The organism is Nocardia carnea (assembly GCF_029868325.1).
In the GTDB taxonomy this organism is placed as follows: domain Bacteria; phylum Actinomycetota; class Actinomycetes; order Mycobacteriales; family Mycobacteriaceae; genus Nocardia; species Nocardia carnea_C.
Genome location: NZ_JARWNW010000206.1, coordinates 34,936 through 50,709 on the forward strand (window position 1 = coordinate 34,936; position 15,774 = coordinate 50,709).

12 protein-coding genes are annotated in these 15,774 nt (G+C 67.0%); 5 read left to right on the plus strand and 7 right to left on the minus strand.

The features are described 5' to 3' along the window. Nucleotides 1-9: 9 nt before the first annotated feature. From QH196_RS17300 to QH196_RS17330, 7 genes are all read right to left on the minus strand, one after another. Nucleotides 10-1,311 (minus strand): LLM class flavin-dependent oxidoreductase, encoded by a 1,302-nt coding sequence (locus QH196_RS17300; RefSeq protein ID WP_280416831.1) that lies wholly within the window; start codon nt 1,309-1,311, stop codon nt 10-12. After that, nucleotides 1,308-3,089: an FAD-binding protein gene (locus tag QH196_RS17305; protein WP_280416832.1), complete on the minus strand. Its 1,782-nt coding sequence runs from the start codon at nt 3,087-3,089 to the stop codon at nt 1,308-1,310. Before QH196_RS17305 ends, QH196_RS17300 begins: the two co-directional genes overlap by 4 nt. A gap of 48 nt (nt 3,090-3,137) precedes the next feature. Further along, nucleotides 3,138-4,085, minus strand: a complete 948-nt coding sequence (locus QH196_RS17310) for a 3-carboxyethylcatechol 2,3-dioxygenase (RefSeq protein WP_280416833.1) — start codon at nt 4,083-4,085, stop codon at nt 3,138-3,140. After that, nucleotides 4,042-5,712 carry a bifunctional 3-(3-hydroxy-phenyl)propionate/3-hydroxycinnamic acid hydroxylase gene (locus QH196_RS17315; RefSeq protein WP_280416834.1) on the minus strand — a complete coding sequence of 557 codons (1,671 nt, stop codon included), beginning with the start codon at nt 5,710-5,712 and terminating at the stop codon, nt 4,042-4,044. The genes QH196_RS17310 and QH196_RS17315 overlap by 44 nt, the downstream gene beginning before the upstream one ends. Nucleotide 5,713: 1 nt before the next feature. Next, the gene (locus QH196_RS17320; RefSeq protein WP_280416835.1) at nt 5,714-6,577 is read right to left on the minus strand and encodes an alpha/beta fold hydrolase; all 864 of its coding nucleotides are present in this window, start codon (nt 6,575-6,577) and stop codon (nt 5,714-5,716) included. A 69-nt stretch (nt 6,578-6,646) separates the two neighbouring features. Further along, complete coding sequence (locus QH196_RS17325; RefSeq protein WP_432279504.1) at nt 6,647-8,296, minus strand: FAD-dependent oxidoreductase; 1,650 nt, start codon at nt 8,294-8,296, stop codon at nt 6,647-6,649. Nucleotides 8,297-8,410: 114 nt separating this feature from the next. Continuing rightward, nucleotides 8,411-9,958 (minus strand): AMP-binding protein, encoded by a 1,548-nt coding sequence (locus tag QH196_RS17330; protein WP_280416836.1) that lies wholly within the window; start codon nt 9,956-9,958, stop codon nt 8,411-8,413. A gap of 485 nt (nt 9,959-10,443) precedes the next feature. Here QH196_RS17330 and QH196_RS17335 point away from each other — a divergent pair, with 485 nt between their 5' ends. From QH196_RS17335 to QH196_RS17355, 5 genes are all read left to right on the plus strand, one after another. Beyond that, on the plus strand, nt 10,444-11,304 hold the full coding sequence (locus QH196_RS17335; protein WP_195058230.1) for a mycofactocin-coupled SDR family oxidoreductase: 861 nt from the start codon (nt 10,444-10,446) through the stop codon (nt 11,302-11,304). Nucleotides 11,305-11,472: 168 nt separating this feature from the next. Continuing rightward, nucleotides 11,473-12,837: a cytochrome P450 gene (locus tag QH196_RS17340; RefSeq protein WP_280416837.1), complete on the plus strand. Its 1,365-nt coding sequence runs from the start codon at nt 11,473-11,475 to the stop codon at nt 12,835-12,837. A gap of 65 nt (nt 12,838-12,902) precedes the next feature. Beyond that, a complete protein-coding gene (locus QH196_RS17345) occupies nt 12,903-13,994 on the plus strand; it encodes an amidohydrolase family protein (protein WP_280416844.1) in 1,092 nt (363 codons plus the stop codon). 64 nt (nt 13,995-14,058) lie between these two features. Beyond that, nucleotides 14,059-15,204: an amidohydrolase family protein gene (locus tag QH196_RS17350; RefSeq protein ID WP_280416838.1), complete on the plus strand. Its 1,146-nt coding sequence runs from the start codon at nt 14,059-14,061 to the stop codon at nt 15,202-15,204. 260 nt (nt 15,205-15,464) lie between these two features. Continuing rightward, nucleotides 15,465-15,774, plus strand: a 310-nt coding sequence (locus QH196_RS17355) for a Rieske 2Fe-2S domain-containing protein (protein WP_280416839.1), incomplete at its 3' end; no start/stop codon positions are given.

Consider the following 15,774-nt stretch of genomic DNA (forward strand, 5'->3'; position numbering starts at 1 on the left):
TGCGGCCGCTCAGCCCTGCTGTTCCTTCAGTGCCTGCGCGGCCTTCACCCGGCCTTCGTTGATCTCGGCCATGGCCTCGGGGATCTCGCTGGCGGTGAATTTTCCGCCGCGGCCGGTGGGCAGGCCGCCGATCGAATAGCTTTCGTCGAATTCCGGTACCGCCCAGGGCCGCCGCCGCGCTTCGGCCTTCTCCAGGACCGGCTCGAGCCGTTTGGCTTTCTCCGCCCGGGCCACCTCATCGCGTTCGATGAATTCCGGCAGGATCTCTTTGCCCATGATCTCGATGGATTCCATGGTTCCTTCGTGGCTGCGCGGGTTCAGCAGCAGGATGATCTCGTCGACCCCGCTCTGCTCGTAGCCGCGCAGGAATTCGCGCACTGTTTCCGGGCCGCCGATGGCGCCGCGACCGGGACCGTAGGCGAGGGTTTCGTCTTCCTTCACCGCGTCCAGGTAGCTGTCCCATACGCCGGTGCGGCCGGGGGTGTGCATACCGGTCATGTAGTAGTGCATGATGCCGAACGAGAAGAACCCGCCGCCCAGGCCGAGTCGTTTGACCGCCTCTTCGTCGGTTTTGGCCACCATCATCGACAGGTCACCGCCGATGGCCAGGATATTCGGGTTCATCTGCGGTACCGAGGGTGCGGCGGCGTTCTCGAATTCCTCGTAGTAGCCGCGTACGCGCTCACCGAGCGCCTCCGGCCCGGTGTAGGCGAAACTCAGTGCGCCGATGCCTTTCTGGGCCGCCATCTGCACCGACGACGGCCGGGTACAGGCCACCCACAGCGGCGGGTGCGGGGTCTGCCGCGGTTTCGGGATGATATTGCGGGGCGGCATGGTGATGTGCTCACCCTTGAATCCGCTGAACGGGGTCTCGGTCATCGCGCGGACGGTCACCTCGAGGGCTTCCTCCCACTGCGCGCGTTTATCCGCCGGGTCGATGTTGAACCCGCCGAGCTCGGCCACCGACGACGATTCCCCGGTGCCGAATTCCACCCGGCCGCCGGACAGATGATCCAGGGTCGCCACCCGTTCCGCGGCGCGGGCGGGATGGTTGATTCCCGGCGGCAGATGCATGACACCGAAACCGAGCCGGATGTTCTTCGTCCGCTGGCTGGCCGCGGCGAGGAACATCTCGGGCGCGGTGGCGTGGCAGTACTCCTCCAGGAAGTGGTGCTCGGTGAGCCAGACCGTGGAGAATCCGGCTTTATCGGCCGCTTCTACTTCGTCCAGCCCGTCCTGGAACATCTGGTATTCGTCGTCGTCGGTCCACGGCCGCGGCAGGGCGAACTCGTAGAAGAGCGATATTTTCATCGATTACCTCCGGTGGATTCGATCGTTTCGGTTTCGGATGACGCACGCTGCGCACAGTGCTGGGCCGCGACGTATCCGAAGGTCATCGCCGGCCCGATGGTGGCGCCCGCGCCGGCGTAGCTGCGGCCCATGACCGCCGCCGAGGCGTTCCCGGTCGCGTACAGGCCGTCGATCACGGTGCCGTCGGCGCGCAGCACCCGGGCGTATTCGTCGGTGCGCAACCCGCCCGAAGTGCCAAGATCGCCGAGCACGATCCGGAAGGCGTAGTAGGGCGGTTTCCCGATCGGATACAGGTTCGGGTTCGGCAGGGTGGGATCGCCGTAGTAGTTGTCGTAGACGCTGTCGCCGCGCCCGAAATCGTCGTCATGACCCTTACGCGCCAGTTCGCCGAACCGCTCCGCGGTGGATTTCAGCGCCCCGGCGGGGACATCGATCTTGCGCGCGAGCTCGTCCCAGGATCCCGCCTCCACCACGACCCCCGATTCCAGCCAGGCCTGCGGGACCTTCCCACCGGTCGGGACCGGCGCGAACGGCACCTTGGGGATCGGCAGATGCCCGCAGATCACATACCGGTGCCAGGACCTCTTATCGGTGATCAGCCAGCACGGAATATGGGTGGTACCGGCCCGCTGGCCTTCGATCATGGCGTGGCCGAAGTCCATATAGGGTGCGGCTTCGTTGATGAACCGCTCGCCCGCCCCGTTGACGATGAACTGGGCGGGCATCATCCGTTCGTTGAGCATGAACTGCATCCGGCCGTCCGGCCACTGCACCGCCGGGAACCACCAGGATTCGTCCATCAGCTCGGTGGCGGCGCCGACCTTTTCTCCGGCGCGGATACCGTCGCCGACGTTCAGCGGGTTACCGAAGCTCCAGTCGGTGTCCACCTCCGGGAGTTCCGCGCGCCGCCGGTCCATATCGCGTTCGAAACCGCCGGTCGCCAGGATCACCCCACGGCGGGCTCGGATCCGGATCTGCGCACCGTTCCGTTCGACCACCGCGCCGGTCACCCGGCCGTCCGGGTCGGTGAGCAGTGATTGCATCGGCGCGCCGAGCCAGAGCCGGATATCGCGTTCTTTCAGCGCGAGCCGCAGCCGGGCGATCAGCGACTGCCCGATGGTGACGATCCGATCGCCGAAGAGCCGGGCCCGCATCATCCGCCAGATCAGCTTCAGCAGTACCGCTTTACCGCGCCAGTTCTGCCGCACCTGATAGAACAACCGCAGGTCCATGGGTCCCAGCCAGATGCCCTTGGGCGCCAAGGCGAGCGGTTCGAGCAGTTCACTTTCCTCGGACCCCAGCACCCGGGTGTCTATCGGCGGGACGTTGATGGTGCTGCCCTGCCCGGAGCCGCCTTCGAGCTCCGGATAGTAATCGGCATATCCGGGTTTCCAGACGAATTGCATCCAGTCGCTGCGCTCTTCGAGGAAAGCCATCATTTCCGGGGCCTTCTCGACATACATCCGCAGCCGCTGTTCGGTGACGAGCCCGCCGGTGATCGTCTTCAGGTATTCGACGACCGATTCCGCGTCCAATTCGAAACCGGCCCGGCGCTGTGCGGGCGCGTTCGGCACCCAGATACCGCCGCCGGACAGCGCGGTGGAACCACCGTATTTCGCACCCTTCTCGACGATCAGGACCTCGAGGCCGTCGGCCTCGGCCTTCAGGGCGGCCGACATCCCGCCGCCGCCGGACCCCACCACCAGCACATCGACGGTTTCGTCGTGGCCGGCGCCGGAATCCTCGGCGCCGGCAGTATCCGGTTCCTCCGTGGTCACGATGTCCTTACCTTTCTTCGGGTGGTCGATGCGGGTGCCGGCGGCGGGCTACCCGGGGTCGGCCGGACGCGCGGTGCGGATGGCGAATCCGGCGATCAGTTCGGGCGAGGGCCGGTAGTAGCGGACAGTGGTCCGGTACGCGCCCTGCGCCGCGAGGGCCGCGAAGGCTGCCACCCAGGTCCGGACCTCATGCGCGGAATTACCGGCGATACGCGTGATCTCACTGTTGGACCAGCTGTCGACGGCCGCCAGCCCTCCGGTGTCGACCAGCTCGAGGAATTCCCGGTCCCAGTCCGGGTTGAGCGGTTGCAGCGGCCCATCCCCGGCCGTGAATTCCGCTGCCGCCGCCATCACCGCGGCCTGCCGGGCCTGCCGCTGCTCGGTGGTCATGGGCCGGCCGTGCACGATCCGCTCCAGTACCGGCGGCGGCGCGGTGGCGCGCTGCGGAACCGGCGGATCGTGCGACAGGCCCCCGGAGCCGAGCACCAGTACCCGTTTCCCGAGGGTCGCGAGATGCTGCCCGACCGCGGTCCCGAGGGCCCGCACCCGGCGCAGCGGCCCGAGCGGCGTCGCGACCGAATTCAGGAAGATCGGGATCACCGGCCGGGCGGTGACCTCTCCGAACAGCTGCTGGAGCGGTTGTACGGTGCCGTGATCGACCGACATCTCCGCCGAGGTGGCGATATCGATACCGGCCTCGAGCAGCGCCTCCGCCAGCGCCAGCGCCTGCTTCCCCGGAACGTTCAGCGGGCCGGAGTGGGTGCCGTAGTCGCCGACCCCGGCCGCCGCCGTGCCCAGGCAGAACGGCGGCATCAGCTTGTAGAAGAACCCGTTGTAATGGTCCGGGGCGAACAAAACCACCAGTTCGGGATCGAAGTTCCGCACGAATTCCCGGGCCTGATCGAGTGCCCCGCCGATCTCGCTGAGCAGCTCCCGGCCCGGTCCCGGGAGTTCAAGGAGCGGGCTGTGCGAGACGCAGCATACGGCCAGCGGCATCGGTACCTCCCGGGGTCAGAGTGAGCGTGTCCCGCAGTGCCGCACCGAGTTCGGGGGCATGCTGGGCGATACAGGCGCCGGCCACGAACCGGTCCGGGCGCAGGAACAGCACGGAATCGAGCTGGGCGTCGAACCATTTCTTCAGCGCGCCGGTGTGATCGCCGACCACCAGCACATCGGGGTCGTCGTGGCCGGTCCAGTGCAGCTGGGTGGCAGGCCGGGCCTCCACGAACCGGGCGCCCAGCGCTTTCCAGCGGGCGAATTCGATATCCCCCAGCACCTTTCGCGGCTGGTTGTTCCAGCACAGCACCGCGAACCAGGGCCCGAGCGTATCGTCGAGCAGCACATCGGGCCGGGCCCGCGTGGCCACCCGCGGCTGGACGAACAGCGTGCCGACCGCCGAATTCGGTGATCGGGACCAGCCGTGCACCACCGCGCCGCGGTCGTAACGCGGCATGGGTTTGAACCGCATCCCCAGGACGTACCGTTTCAACGGCGGCACCGCGGCCAGCGCACGCACCGCCACATCCCGGACCGCGGCGACCCGCTGGTTCGTCGGCGAGATGACCCGCCCGACCATGGTCGACAGGTCGATCATCGCGCGCGCGTGTTTGCGCCGCTCCTGGTCGTAGGTGTCGAGCAGGGCATCGCCGGCCAGGCCCGACGCCACGGCCGCGAGCTTCCAGCCCAGGTTCGCCGCGTCCCGGATCCCGCTGTTGTAGCCCTGCCCCTGCCAGACCGGCATCAGGTGCGCGGCGTCCCCGGCCAGCAGTAACCGGCCCTTCCGGAATTCACCGGCGATACGGGAGTGATGGGTGTAGACGCGCCGCCGTATCACATCCAGCCGCTGCGGGTGCGGGACGAACGGTTCGAGCAGCCGGGCCAGGAATTCCGGGGTTTCGGCGTCCTCATCGGTTTCGCCGGGATGCAGCAGGAATTCGAAGCGGCGGATTCCGTGCGCCAGCGAGATGGAGACGTTCGGCCGCACGGGATCCGCGCCGACCTCGACGTTCGGATGCCCCAGCGGATCACCGTCGATATCGACCACCAGCCAGCGAGTCGAGGACGTGGTGCCCTCGAAACTCACTCCCATGGTGTGCCGGGTGGCGCTGCGCCCGCCGTCGCTACCCACCACATAGCGGGCATGAACAGTTTCCGGCCCGTCGGCGGTGTCCAACCGCACCCGGACCTCGTCGCCGGCGTCGTCGCAGTCGGTCATCGCGGTGGCCCAGCGGATATCGATACAGTCGAACCGATCCAGGCCGCGCAGCAATTCGGCATCTACCAGCGGCTGGATGAAACCGCTGCGTTTGGGCCACCCGAACTGCTGATCGGTGGGCGCGATCTCGGCCAGCAGCCGCCGGTCACCGTCGACGAACCGCATGATCTGGTTCGGGTTGGTATGCGGCAGGATCTGCTCCACGAGACCGGTGGATTGCAGGGTGCGCAGCGATTCGTCGTCGATACCGACACCGCGCGGATAGTCGATGAGAGCGGGGCGTTCCTCCACCAGCAGTGTCCGCACACCGTAGCGGCCCAGCATATTGCAGAGGGTCAGCCCGACCGGTCCCGCGCCGACGACGACAACGTCGTAGCGGGTGGGAGTGCTGCCGTTACCGGTATCCATATCAACCACCCAGCAGGAATTCGAGATGAAGGGCGTTGAACGCCGCCGGCGACTCGTACTGCGGCCAATGCCCGCAGTCCGGCAGTACTTCGAACCTGGCGCCGGGGATCATCGAGGCGATTCGTTTACCTTCGGTGACGTCGGCGGTGGGGTCGTCGCTGGTCCACACCACCAGCGTCGGTGCGGTGATCGCCCCGTACTCTCGCGCGCCCAGCAGGTTGCGGGCCCGGATCTGCGGATCCTGCAGCGCCATGATGTCGCGCATGGCGTCGACAAATCCGGGTTGGCGGTAGATCCGCTGCCGGCTCGCGACGATATCGTCGTAATCCTTCGATTTATCCGCCATCAGCCATTTGATGCGGGCCTGCACCGTCTCCCAGGTGGGCTCGGCCGCCGCGGCCATGGACAGGGTCACGATCCGCGCCATGACCTCGGGGTCGGCCTGCGAACCGCCCGCGGTGTTGAGGACCAGCCGGTCCACCCGGCCGGGATGGTCGCAGGCGGCGCGGGCCGCCACCCACCCGCCCAGGGATTCGCCGCTGATATGCGCGCGGGGAGCGCCGATGGTGTCGAGGAACGCGATCAGATGCCGCACATAGTGCTCGACCTCGAGCGGATGCCCCGGTTTATCGGTGTAACCGTGCCCGAGCATATCGATCGACCAGGTCGAGAAATGCTCCCCATGCGCCGCCAGGTTCCGGATATAGGCCTCGGCGTGCCCGCCGGACCCGTGCAGCAGGACCAATGCCGGTTTGTTCCGGTCACCGGCGTGCAGGTAGCGCGTCCGCACTCCCGCCACATCCAGGTATCCCTGGCTGAACGCGACCCCCTGCAGATCGCACCACACGCTCTCGTATTCCGACACTGCTACCTTCCGCTCTCTCCGTTGGCCCACGCCCATCTCCCGCCCCTCACGCCCGGGGCGAGGACGGGTTCAGCACTTCGCCGACTCGCCGGTGGCCGCGTTGTATCCGGCCCGGAACCCGAAAACCATGCCCGGGCCGATGGTTCCGCCGGCTCCGCCGTAGGCGCGGCCGGTCACTCCCGCCATCGCATTGCCGACCGCGTACAACCCCGGAATCACCGCACCGCCGATATGCCGGACCCGGGCGTCGCGATCCGTACGCGGCCCGCCTTTGGTGCCCATGGCGCCGACCGTCACCGGAACGGCGTAGTACGGGCCGGTATCGACGGGCCCCAGCGTGCGCCCCGCGACGGTTTCGGCATCGGGATCACCCCAGTAGCCGTCGTATTCGCTGGCGCCGCGACCGAAGTCGGGATCGGCGCCGGCGGCCACCGCCCGATTCCAGTCGGCCACGGTGCGCTGCAGGCCCTCCGGATCGATACCGGTCCGGGCACCGAGTTCGGCGAGATCGGCCGATTCGCAGAACCAGTCCGGTGCCGCGCCACCCGGTTCCACGCCCAGGAATCCGTACCGGCGCAGATGTTCGGCATCGAACACCATCCAGCCGGGGTTGTTGACATAGCCGCCGCGCGGATCGAGGTAGTGGAAGGCACCCGCCATCGAGTTGTATTCGGCGGCTTCGTTGACGAACCGTTTCCCGGCCCGGTTCACGATGATGCTGCGCGGGCGGGTGCGTTCCAGCCGGACACTGCGACTGCGCTGACGGCCGTCGATCGTATCGCCCGGCAGCTGCACCACCGGAACCCACCAGGCCTCACCCATATTGCCGAGGTCGGCACCGTGGGCCATGGCCATCCGCAGTCCGTCACCGGTGTTGTTCGGCGGCGATACCGGCCCGGTCATCGGCCCCCGCAGGAACGCTTTGACCAATCCGGGATCCCATTCGAAACCACCGGTCGCCAAGATCACGCCGCGCCGCGCCCGGACCGCGAACTCCCGCCCGTCGACGATGACCCGCGCCCCGGCGATCGCCCCGTTCTCCGCGATCAGTTCCACCGCGCGCGCACCGGTACGCGGCGTGATCCCCGCGGCCAGTACACCCTCGAGCAGCCCCGCCACCAGCGCCTGACCGGCGACACAGACATCGGCGGACGCATCACCCAGGACGGCGCGCAGCCGGGCGCGGGTTTCGGCGTCGAATCCGACATTGCTCCAGTCCAGCGGGAAGGTGGTGAGGCGTTCCCGCCATTCCCCGAGCCGGGCCAGGTCGTAGGCGGCCGGGCCGATGGACCGGCCGCCGGTGGGCCGCCCGCCGGGCAGCTCCGGTTTGTAGTCGGGAAAACCCTCGGCCACTTCGAATTTCACACCGCTGTGCAGTTCGACGTAATCGAGCATCCGCGCGCCGGTGCGAACGAACACCTCGACCAGTTCGTCGTCCATCGAATCCAGTGACTGCGCACCGAGATAGGCCAGGGCGTCGGCGACCGTGAGTTCGCGCTCGGCCCGCGAATGCGCGGGGATCCAGGCCAATCCACCGGAGACCGCGCTGGTTCCGCCGACCGTGGGGGCCTTCTCGAACAAGGCCACCGCTGCACCTTCGACCGCGGCGGTGAGCGCCGCGGTGAGCCCGGCGGCACCGGTGCCCAGGACGACGATATCGGTCTGTTCGTCCCAGATCGTTGGATCGGATCCGGCAACCGGCGACTGGTGCGATGGCACTGCGCTGTCCTTTCGGCGAGCAGGCGGAGTCGGGGACGCCGGTCCGGCGGGCTGTCGTGCGGGGCACGAGCCGGACCGACTCGCGTAAAACGCTAATCTCCCTTTTTGAGAATCTTATTCTCGCAGGATGGATGCCGCAATACCCTTCCGGACCAAATGTTTCTGGATCTTGCCGCTGGGGGTCCGCGGGAAGTCCGTGGCCTCGAACAACCGCGCCGGCAGCTTCTGCCGCGCCACCCCCGCCCGCTCGAAGAACGCGCGTACTTCGGCTCGCGAAGGCAGCACACAGCCCGGGTTCAGTCGCAGCACGGCCCCCACCACCTCACCGAACCGGCTGTCGGGCAGGGCGATCACCACGGACTCGGCCACCTGCGGCATCGCATCGAGCACGTCCTCGACCTCACGGGCTCCGACGTTCTCGCCACCGCGGATGATCACATCGGCCTTGCGATCGGTGATGGTCAGGCATCCGGACGAATCCAGCACTCCGATATCCCCGGTGTGATACCAGCCCTCGTCATCGAAGACCCGCGCGGTGAGCTCCGGATCGGTGTATCCCAGGCACAGATCCGGGCCCCGGCTGAGGATCTCCCCGTCCGGCGCGATCCGGATCTCCACCCCGGGCATCGCCCGGCCGTCGGTATCGAGCCGTTCCCGCGGCGGCGCGTCCAGCGCCGAGGCGGTGATCGACGGATGCTCGGTACTGCCGTAGGCGCGGAACGCCACCACCCCCAGCTCGGTGAGCATGCGCGTCACCGCGGCCGGCACCGCCGAACCACCCAGACCGACATACTTCATATGAGCGAGATGCTCCGGTGTGTAGTCAGGGTGTTCGACCATACTGGTCACGAAATACGGCGGCCCGCCGCCGACTACCAGCCCCTGCCCCTTCATCAGAGCCAGCGCCCGGCCCGGATCCCAGACATCGAGCATATGGACCGGACGGCCGTGCAGTACCGGCAGCAGGAACGCGCCCACCATCCCGATGAAATGACCGACCGGGGTCGCGGTGAGCTGTTCACCACGATCGTCGCGGTTGCGTTCGGCGAGCTGCAGCGATTCACAGCCGAGGGTCTGATGACTGTGCACCACCCCTTTGGGCGCGCTGGTGGTGCCGGAGGTGAAGGCGATCAGCGCGGGGCCGGCCGGATCCGCCGGCAGTACACCCGGCATCGGGTCCGCGGCCAGCAGCTCGTCGAAATCGCTACCCACCACACCGACGATGGGCACGTCCGCGGTCAGCTCGGGATCATGGGTCCGGCGGCCGAACTCGGCCATCGTGACGAATACCTTCGGACGCGAAACGCGCAGGATATGCGCCAGTTCGGCGGGGCCGTAGAAATGTACGACCGGGACGACCGCCGACCCCAGAAACGACGCGGCCCAGAACGTTGCCGCGGCCTCCATCCAATTCGGCAACTGGAACGCGATCACATCCCCGGGCCCCACGCCACGATCACGCAGACCCGCGGCCAGGCGGCGCGCGAGATGTTCCACGTCGGCGAATGTGCCCTGCCACGGCCGGATATCGGAATACACCCGGAACGCCGTGCCGGGCGCGGCCGCCAGCGAGCGGCTGAGCAGATCCCCCATGGTGTCGCGGGTCCACCAGCCGGCCGATTCGTAGCGCTGCCGCAGATCGTCCGGAACGATGCGGGTCATCGGTGCTCACCTCGTACGCCTCGGATCGTCATAACCGTCACCCCTTTCGCGCCGCCGGAGTCATCGGCCACCGCCCGGGCGGGCACGCCGATATCGGCACCCCCGGCTGATGACAATTCAATTCTCTTACAAAGAAAGTGCTGAAACCGCCGACCGGCGTCCGAGCACTGGAGCCATCATGCGAGGTAGAGCACCCGAATCGGCGAGCCGATTCGAAACAACGCATCCAGCCGGGCTTCTCGCAAAACCTTGCCGCCGACCCCACGGGTAGAGTACCGTTCTCGTATGCGAAAACGCAGTTCTTTTCGCATACGAGAACAGCCGTATGTCCGCAACCGGTACCCGGCGGCGCTGGGTCGACACCGCATCGGGGCCGCGGCCGGATCGACGCGCGGCATTCGCCGCGCACCCTGCCCCGTGCCACCGCTTCCGGCGGTCCGGCACACCCGGGCAGGTATCTCGACAACAGATCGAAAGGGAATGCTGTGGGACGTGTTGAGGGCAAGGTCGCATTCATCACGGGCGCCGCGCGCGGTCAGGGCCGCAGCCACGCCGTACGACTGGCGGAGGAAGGCGCCGATATCATCGCCGTCGACCTGTGCCAGAACATGTCGACCATCGGCTACCCGCTGGCCACACCCGAAGACCTCGAGGAAACCGTGCGCCTGGTCGAGAAGACCGGCCGCCGTATCGTCGCGACCCAGACCGATGTCCGCGATGCCGTCGCACTGAAGGCGGCGCTGGACGCCGGCGTCGCCGAATTCGGCAAGCTCGATATCGTCATCGCCCAGGCCGGTGTCGCCGGGATGAAGGGTCAGCCCGATATCCAGGCGTGGATCGACGTCATCAATACCAACCTCGTCGGCACCATCAACGCCATCCAGGCCGCGCTCCCCCACCTCGGTGAGGGCGCGTCCATCATCGCCACCGGTTCCACCGCCGCGATGATCGACACGGGCAAGATGGATAATCCGGGCGCGGATCTCGGCGGTATGGCCTACGTGCACTCCAAGCGCGCACTGTCGTACTACATCTTCGATATCGCCCGGCATCTGGCGCCCCGCGGGATCCGCGCCAACGCGGTACACCCGACCAACTGCAATACCGACATGCTGCAGAGCGAGCCCATGTACCGCTCGTTCCGGCCGGATCTGGAGAACCCGACCCGCGCCGACGCCGAACCCGCCTTCCATGTCCAGCAGGCCATGAAGACCCCGTGGATCGAGCCGGTCGATATCTCCAACGCCATCCTGTATCTCGTCTCCGACGAAGCCCGCTTCGTCACCGGTATGCAGATGCGCGTCGACGGCGGCGGCTACCTGAAGTGGTACGACCACAAGATGTGAGCCGCACCCGGCCACCCCCGCGCAGCCGGCGCGCGCATTCCGCAGGCGATCGACGCGCACGCCGCCGGCCCGCGGCGAGTCGGCAATCCGACGACTCCCGGAGCGGCGCAGAGTTCCGGGCCCCGGCGAAGGTTCGCCGACCAGTGACCAGCAGAGGAACGAAAGACCGTGACATCTACGGATAACGACCAGCGCAAGCAGAATCGATACCATTTCGATCGGCACACGCCCGAGTACCGGGAGAAGTTCTCCGAGATCACCCATGAGATGCACGCCAAATGCCCGGTGGCGTGGTCGGATACCTACAACGGGCATTGGGTCGCCGCGGGTGGTAACGCGGTCTTCGAACTGGCCCGCTGCCCAGAGGTGTCGGTCGACCACGACGTACACAACGAACGCCGCGGTTACCAGGGCATCTCGATTCCGAAGGCGCAGCGGGCCGCGCTGGTCCGCGGTGGCATGCTGGAAATGGACGAGCCCGAGCATCGCACCTACCGCTCGATCCTCAATCCGTACCTGTCGCCCGCCGCGGTGAAACGCTGGCAGCCGTTCATCAACGAGATCGTCCGGGCCACCATCGACGAGAAGATCGAGACCGGCCGGATAGATTTCGTGGACGATCTCGCCAATATCGTCCCCGCCGTGCTTACCCTGGCGATGCTGGGCATCCCACTGAAGAAGTGGTCGGTGTACAGCGATCCGGTACACGCCTCGGTGTACACCCCGGAGGACTCCCCCGACGCCCCCCGGGTCGCCGAAATGCACCGGACCATGGGTCTCGATATCCTCACCAGCCTGCACGAGGCCAAGAGCAACCCGAAGCCCGGCCTCATCAAGGCGCTCGTCGAACTGCGCATCGACGGTGAGCCGGCCCCCGATATGGAACTGCTCGGCATGATGGGCCTGCTCATCGGTGGCGGCTTCGACACCACCACCGCGCTCACCGCCCATTCCCTCGAATGGCTGTCGGAGAATCCGGAGCAGCGCGAGGAACTCAGCCGTGATCGCGAGGACCTGCTGGACTCCGCGACCGAGGAATTCCTGCGCTACTTCACGCCGGCCCCGGGCGACGGCCGCACCATCGCCGACGACTGCACCTATCAGGGCACCGAATTCAAAGAGGGTGAGCGGCTGTGGTTGTCCTGGGCGATGGCCAACCGTGACCAGAGCATCTTCCCCGACGCCGACGAAATCATCATGGACCGAAAAGGCAACCGGCACTTCAGCTTCGGGCTGGGCGTGCACCGGTGCATCGGATCCAATGTGGCGCGTACGGTGTTCAAGTCCATGTTGCTGGCGGTGCTCGACCGGATGCCGGACTACACATGCGACCCCGAAGGCACGGTGCACTACGACACCATCGGTGTCATCCAGGGAATGCGGAACCTGCCGGCCACCTTCACCCCGGGTAAACGGCTGGGCCCCGGCCTGGACGAAACCCTCGACCACCTGCAGCGGATCTGCGACGAGCAGGGCCTGGCCGCGCCGGTAACCGAGCGGCCCGAAGCCGCGGTGATCGACTTCCAGTACTGACCACAGCTGCCGGTCGATACCGCGGGGTTCGGCCGGCACGCTCGATTTCGGTGACGAGGACCGCGATGAAGGATCTGCCCGACGGCGCCCGCACCCCGGTGATCGATACCAGCGTGCATATTTTCTTCCGCTCCAACGACGATATGCGCGCCCATCTGCGCGAACCGTTCAAGAGCCGCGGAATTCCCGACCCGGAGATGGACTGGTACGGCGCGCCCGGCGGCGAATACGTCGCCGGCGCCCGCGGACCCCATAAGGGATACCCGGGTTCGGACCCGGTCTTCGTGGGGCAGCAGTTGTTCGGTGAACGCGGTGTCGATATCGCCGTTCTGCATCCGATGACCCGCGGCATCCTGCCCGACCGGCACCTCACCACGGCGGTCCTGTCCGCCCACAACGACATGATGGTGTCGCGCTGGCTCGACAGCGGCACCTATCACGACCGCTTCCGCGGCACCCTGCGCGTCAATCCCGAGGACGTCAGCGGTGCACTGCGTGAAATCGAGCGGCTGGGCGACCATCCCCGCATCGTGCAGCTCGGGATCCCGCTGCAATCGCGCGAACTATACGGGAAACCGCAGTTCTGGCCGCTGTGGGAGGCCGCCGCGGCGGCGAACCTGCCGGTCGCCACCCATATCGAGACCGGGGAAAGTATCGGCCTGCCGCCGACACCGTCCGGCCATCCGCGCACCTATGAGCAGTACTTCGGGTTCATGGGGCTGAACTACATCTATCACCTGATGAATATGATCGCCGAGGGCGTTTTCGAGCGATACCCGGACCTGAAATTCGTCTGGGCGGACGGGGGCGCCGATCTGCTGACACCGTTCACCTGGCGGATGGACACCTTCGGCCGGCCGCACCTCGAACAGACACCGTGGGCGCCGCGGATGCCCAGCGACTATCTGCCCGGACACGTGTATTTCGTGCACGCCACGATCGACGGGCCCGGCGACGCTCCGTTCGCGGCGGAGTGGCTGGACTTCACCGGCAAGGACGACATGGTGATGTTCGGGTCCAGCTATCCGCACTGGCATTGCGGCGATACCGATGTCCTGCCGGCCACGCTGACCAGCGAGCAGCGCGAAAAACTGTACTGGCGAAATGCCGCGCAGCTGTACAGCATCGATGTAGACGCCGTGACGGCGGTCGGCTGATGTCTGCTCCGCGGTCGCGGTGCGGCCGGCCGGATCCTTCCGCAATGGTGCTCGAGGAGGCGCTATGACCATGGCCCAGGACCGGGCGCGAGTTCCCTCCACGGAACTGGTGCCGGTACGTGTCGTCGATTCCGATGTCCATCCGGTTCCCCGCCGGGGTGATCTGGTGGAACATATTCCGGAACCGTGGCGCAGTTCGTACTTTCTCAGTCGCCGCGTCGGCGACACCATCGTCTACGACGCACCCGATTACGCGCATTCGAAGGCCATGCGGGTCGACACGTTCCCCGCGGACGGTGAATTCCCCGGCAGCGACCCGGATATGGCGTTCCGTCAGCTCATCATGGACGCGGGCTCCGATATCGTGATCCTCGAGCCCACCGTGGTGGCAACCCGGCTACCCGAGGCCACCGCCGCCATGGCGACCGGGGTCAACGGCTGGTTGAACGCGCAGTGGCTGGATTCGCACAACAACTGGCATCAGCGCTGGCGCGGGTCGATCTGTGTGGCGATCGACGATCCGCACTCCGCGGTGGCCGAGATCGAACAGTGGGCCGGGCACCCCTATATGGCGCAGATCCTCATCAAGGCCGAACCGCGGCCCTCCTGGGGCGACGCCCGATACGACCCGATCTGGGCCGCCGCGGTGAAACACGATCTGCCCGTGAGCTGTCACCTCAGCCGCGGCTCCTTCGAGACCATGCCCATGCCGCCGGTCGGCTTCCCCAGTTACAACCACGATTTCATGGTCACCTACTCGCTGCTCGCGGCGAACCAGGTGATGAGCCTGATCTTCGACGGGGTCTTCGACCGGTTCCCGGAGCTGCGCATCGTCTTCGTGGAACACGCCTTCACCTGGATCCTGCCGCTGATGTGGCGGATGGACGCCCTCTACGCGGCCCGCGGCTCGTTCATGTCGATTACGCGGAAACCGTCGGAGTACGTGAAGGAACACATCAAGTTCACCACCCAGCCGCTGGACTACCCGGAAGACAAAACCGAACTCACCCGGGCGTTCGAATGGATGGAGGCCGACAAGATCCTGCTGTACTCCTCGGACTACCCGCACTGGACCTTCGACGATCCGCGCTGGCTGGTGAAACATCTCCCGCCGGCGGCACGCGAAAAGGTGATGTTCCGCAACGGTATCGAGACCTATCACCTGCCGGAAACCGTACCGGCACTGCCCGGACAGGTACGGGTGCACTGATGGGCGGCAGTCACGAGAGGCCGGAACGAGCCCCGCGCGCAGATGCGCCGGCCGCGCCCGGCGGCGCCGGCTACCCGGTGCAATCGGCCACGCCGCCGACAGCACAGACAAACCCGTCGGCGATCGCACCGACGGGGCCGGCGGCAGCGGCCGGGCCGGACACGGTCTCTCCTGGTCAAGGGCCTGCGCCCAGGAACACAGGGGCAGCCCCCGGCACTCGCCCCAGGTTGGCGCAGGGGCGAGAACATATCGTCGCGACCGTGGACGAGATCCCGCCCGGATCGTCGAAAGTGGTGCCTATCGGACGGCACGGCGTGGGCGTCTACAACGTCAACGGAACCTTCTACGCCATCGCCAACTACTGCCCCCACGAAGGCGGCCCCCTGTGCTCCGGGCCGCCGCCCGGGCGCCCGCGGGGGACACAAAGCGTTACCGCCGGCAATGAGCGGATCGACTTCTTGATGATGGGACTGGGCTGGGACCCCGCGCAGCGCAGAGTGTTCCGGCAGCGGGAGATCGATCTGAACGCGACGGCGCTGCTCTTCGGTGGGCAGCAGCTGGTCGATGCGG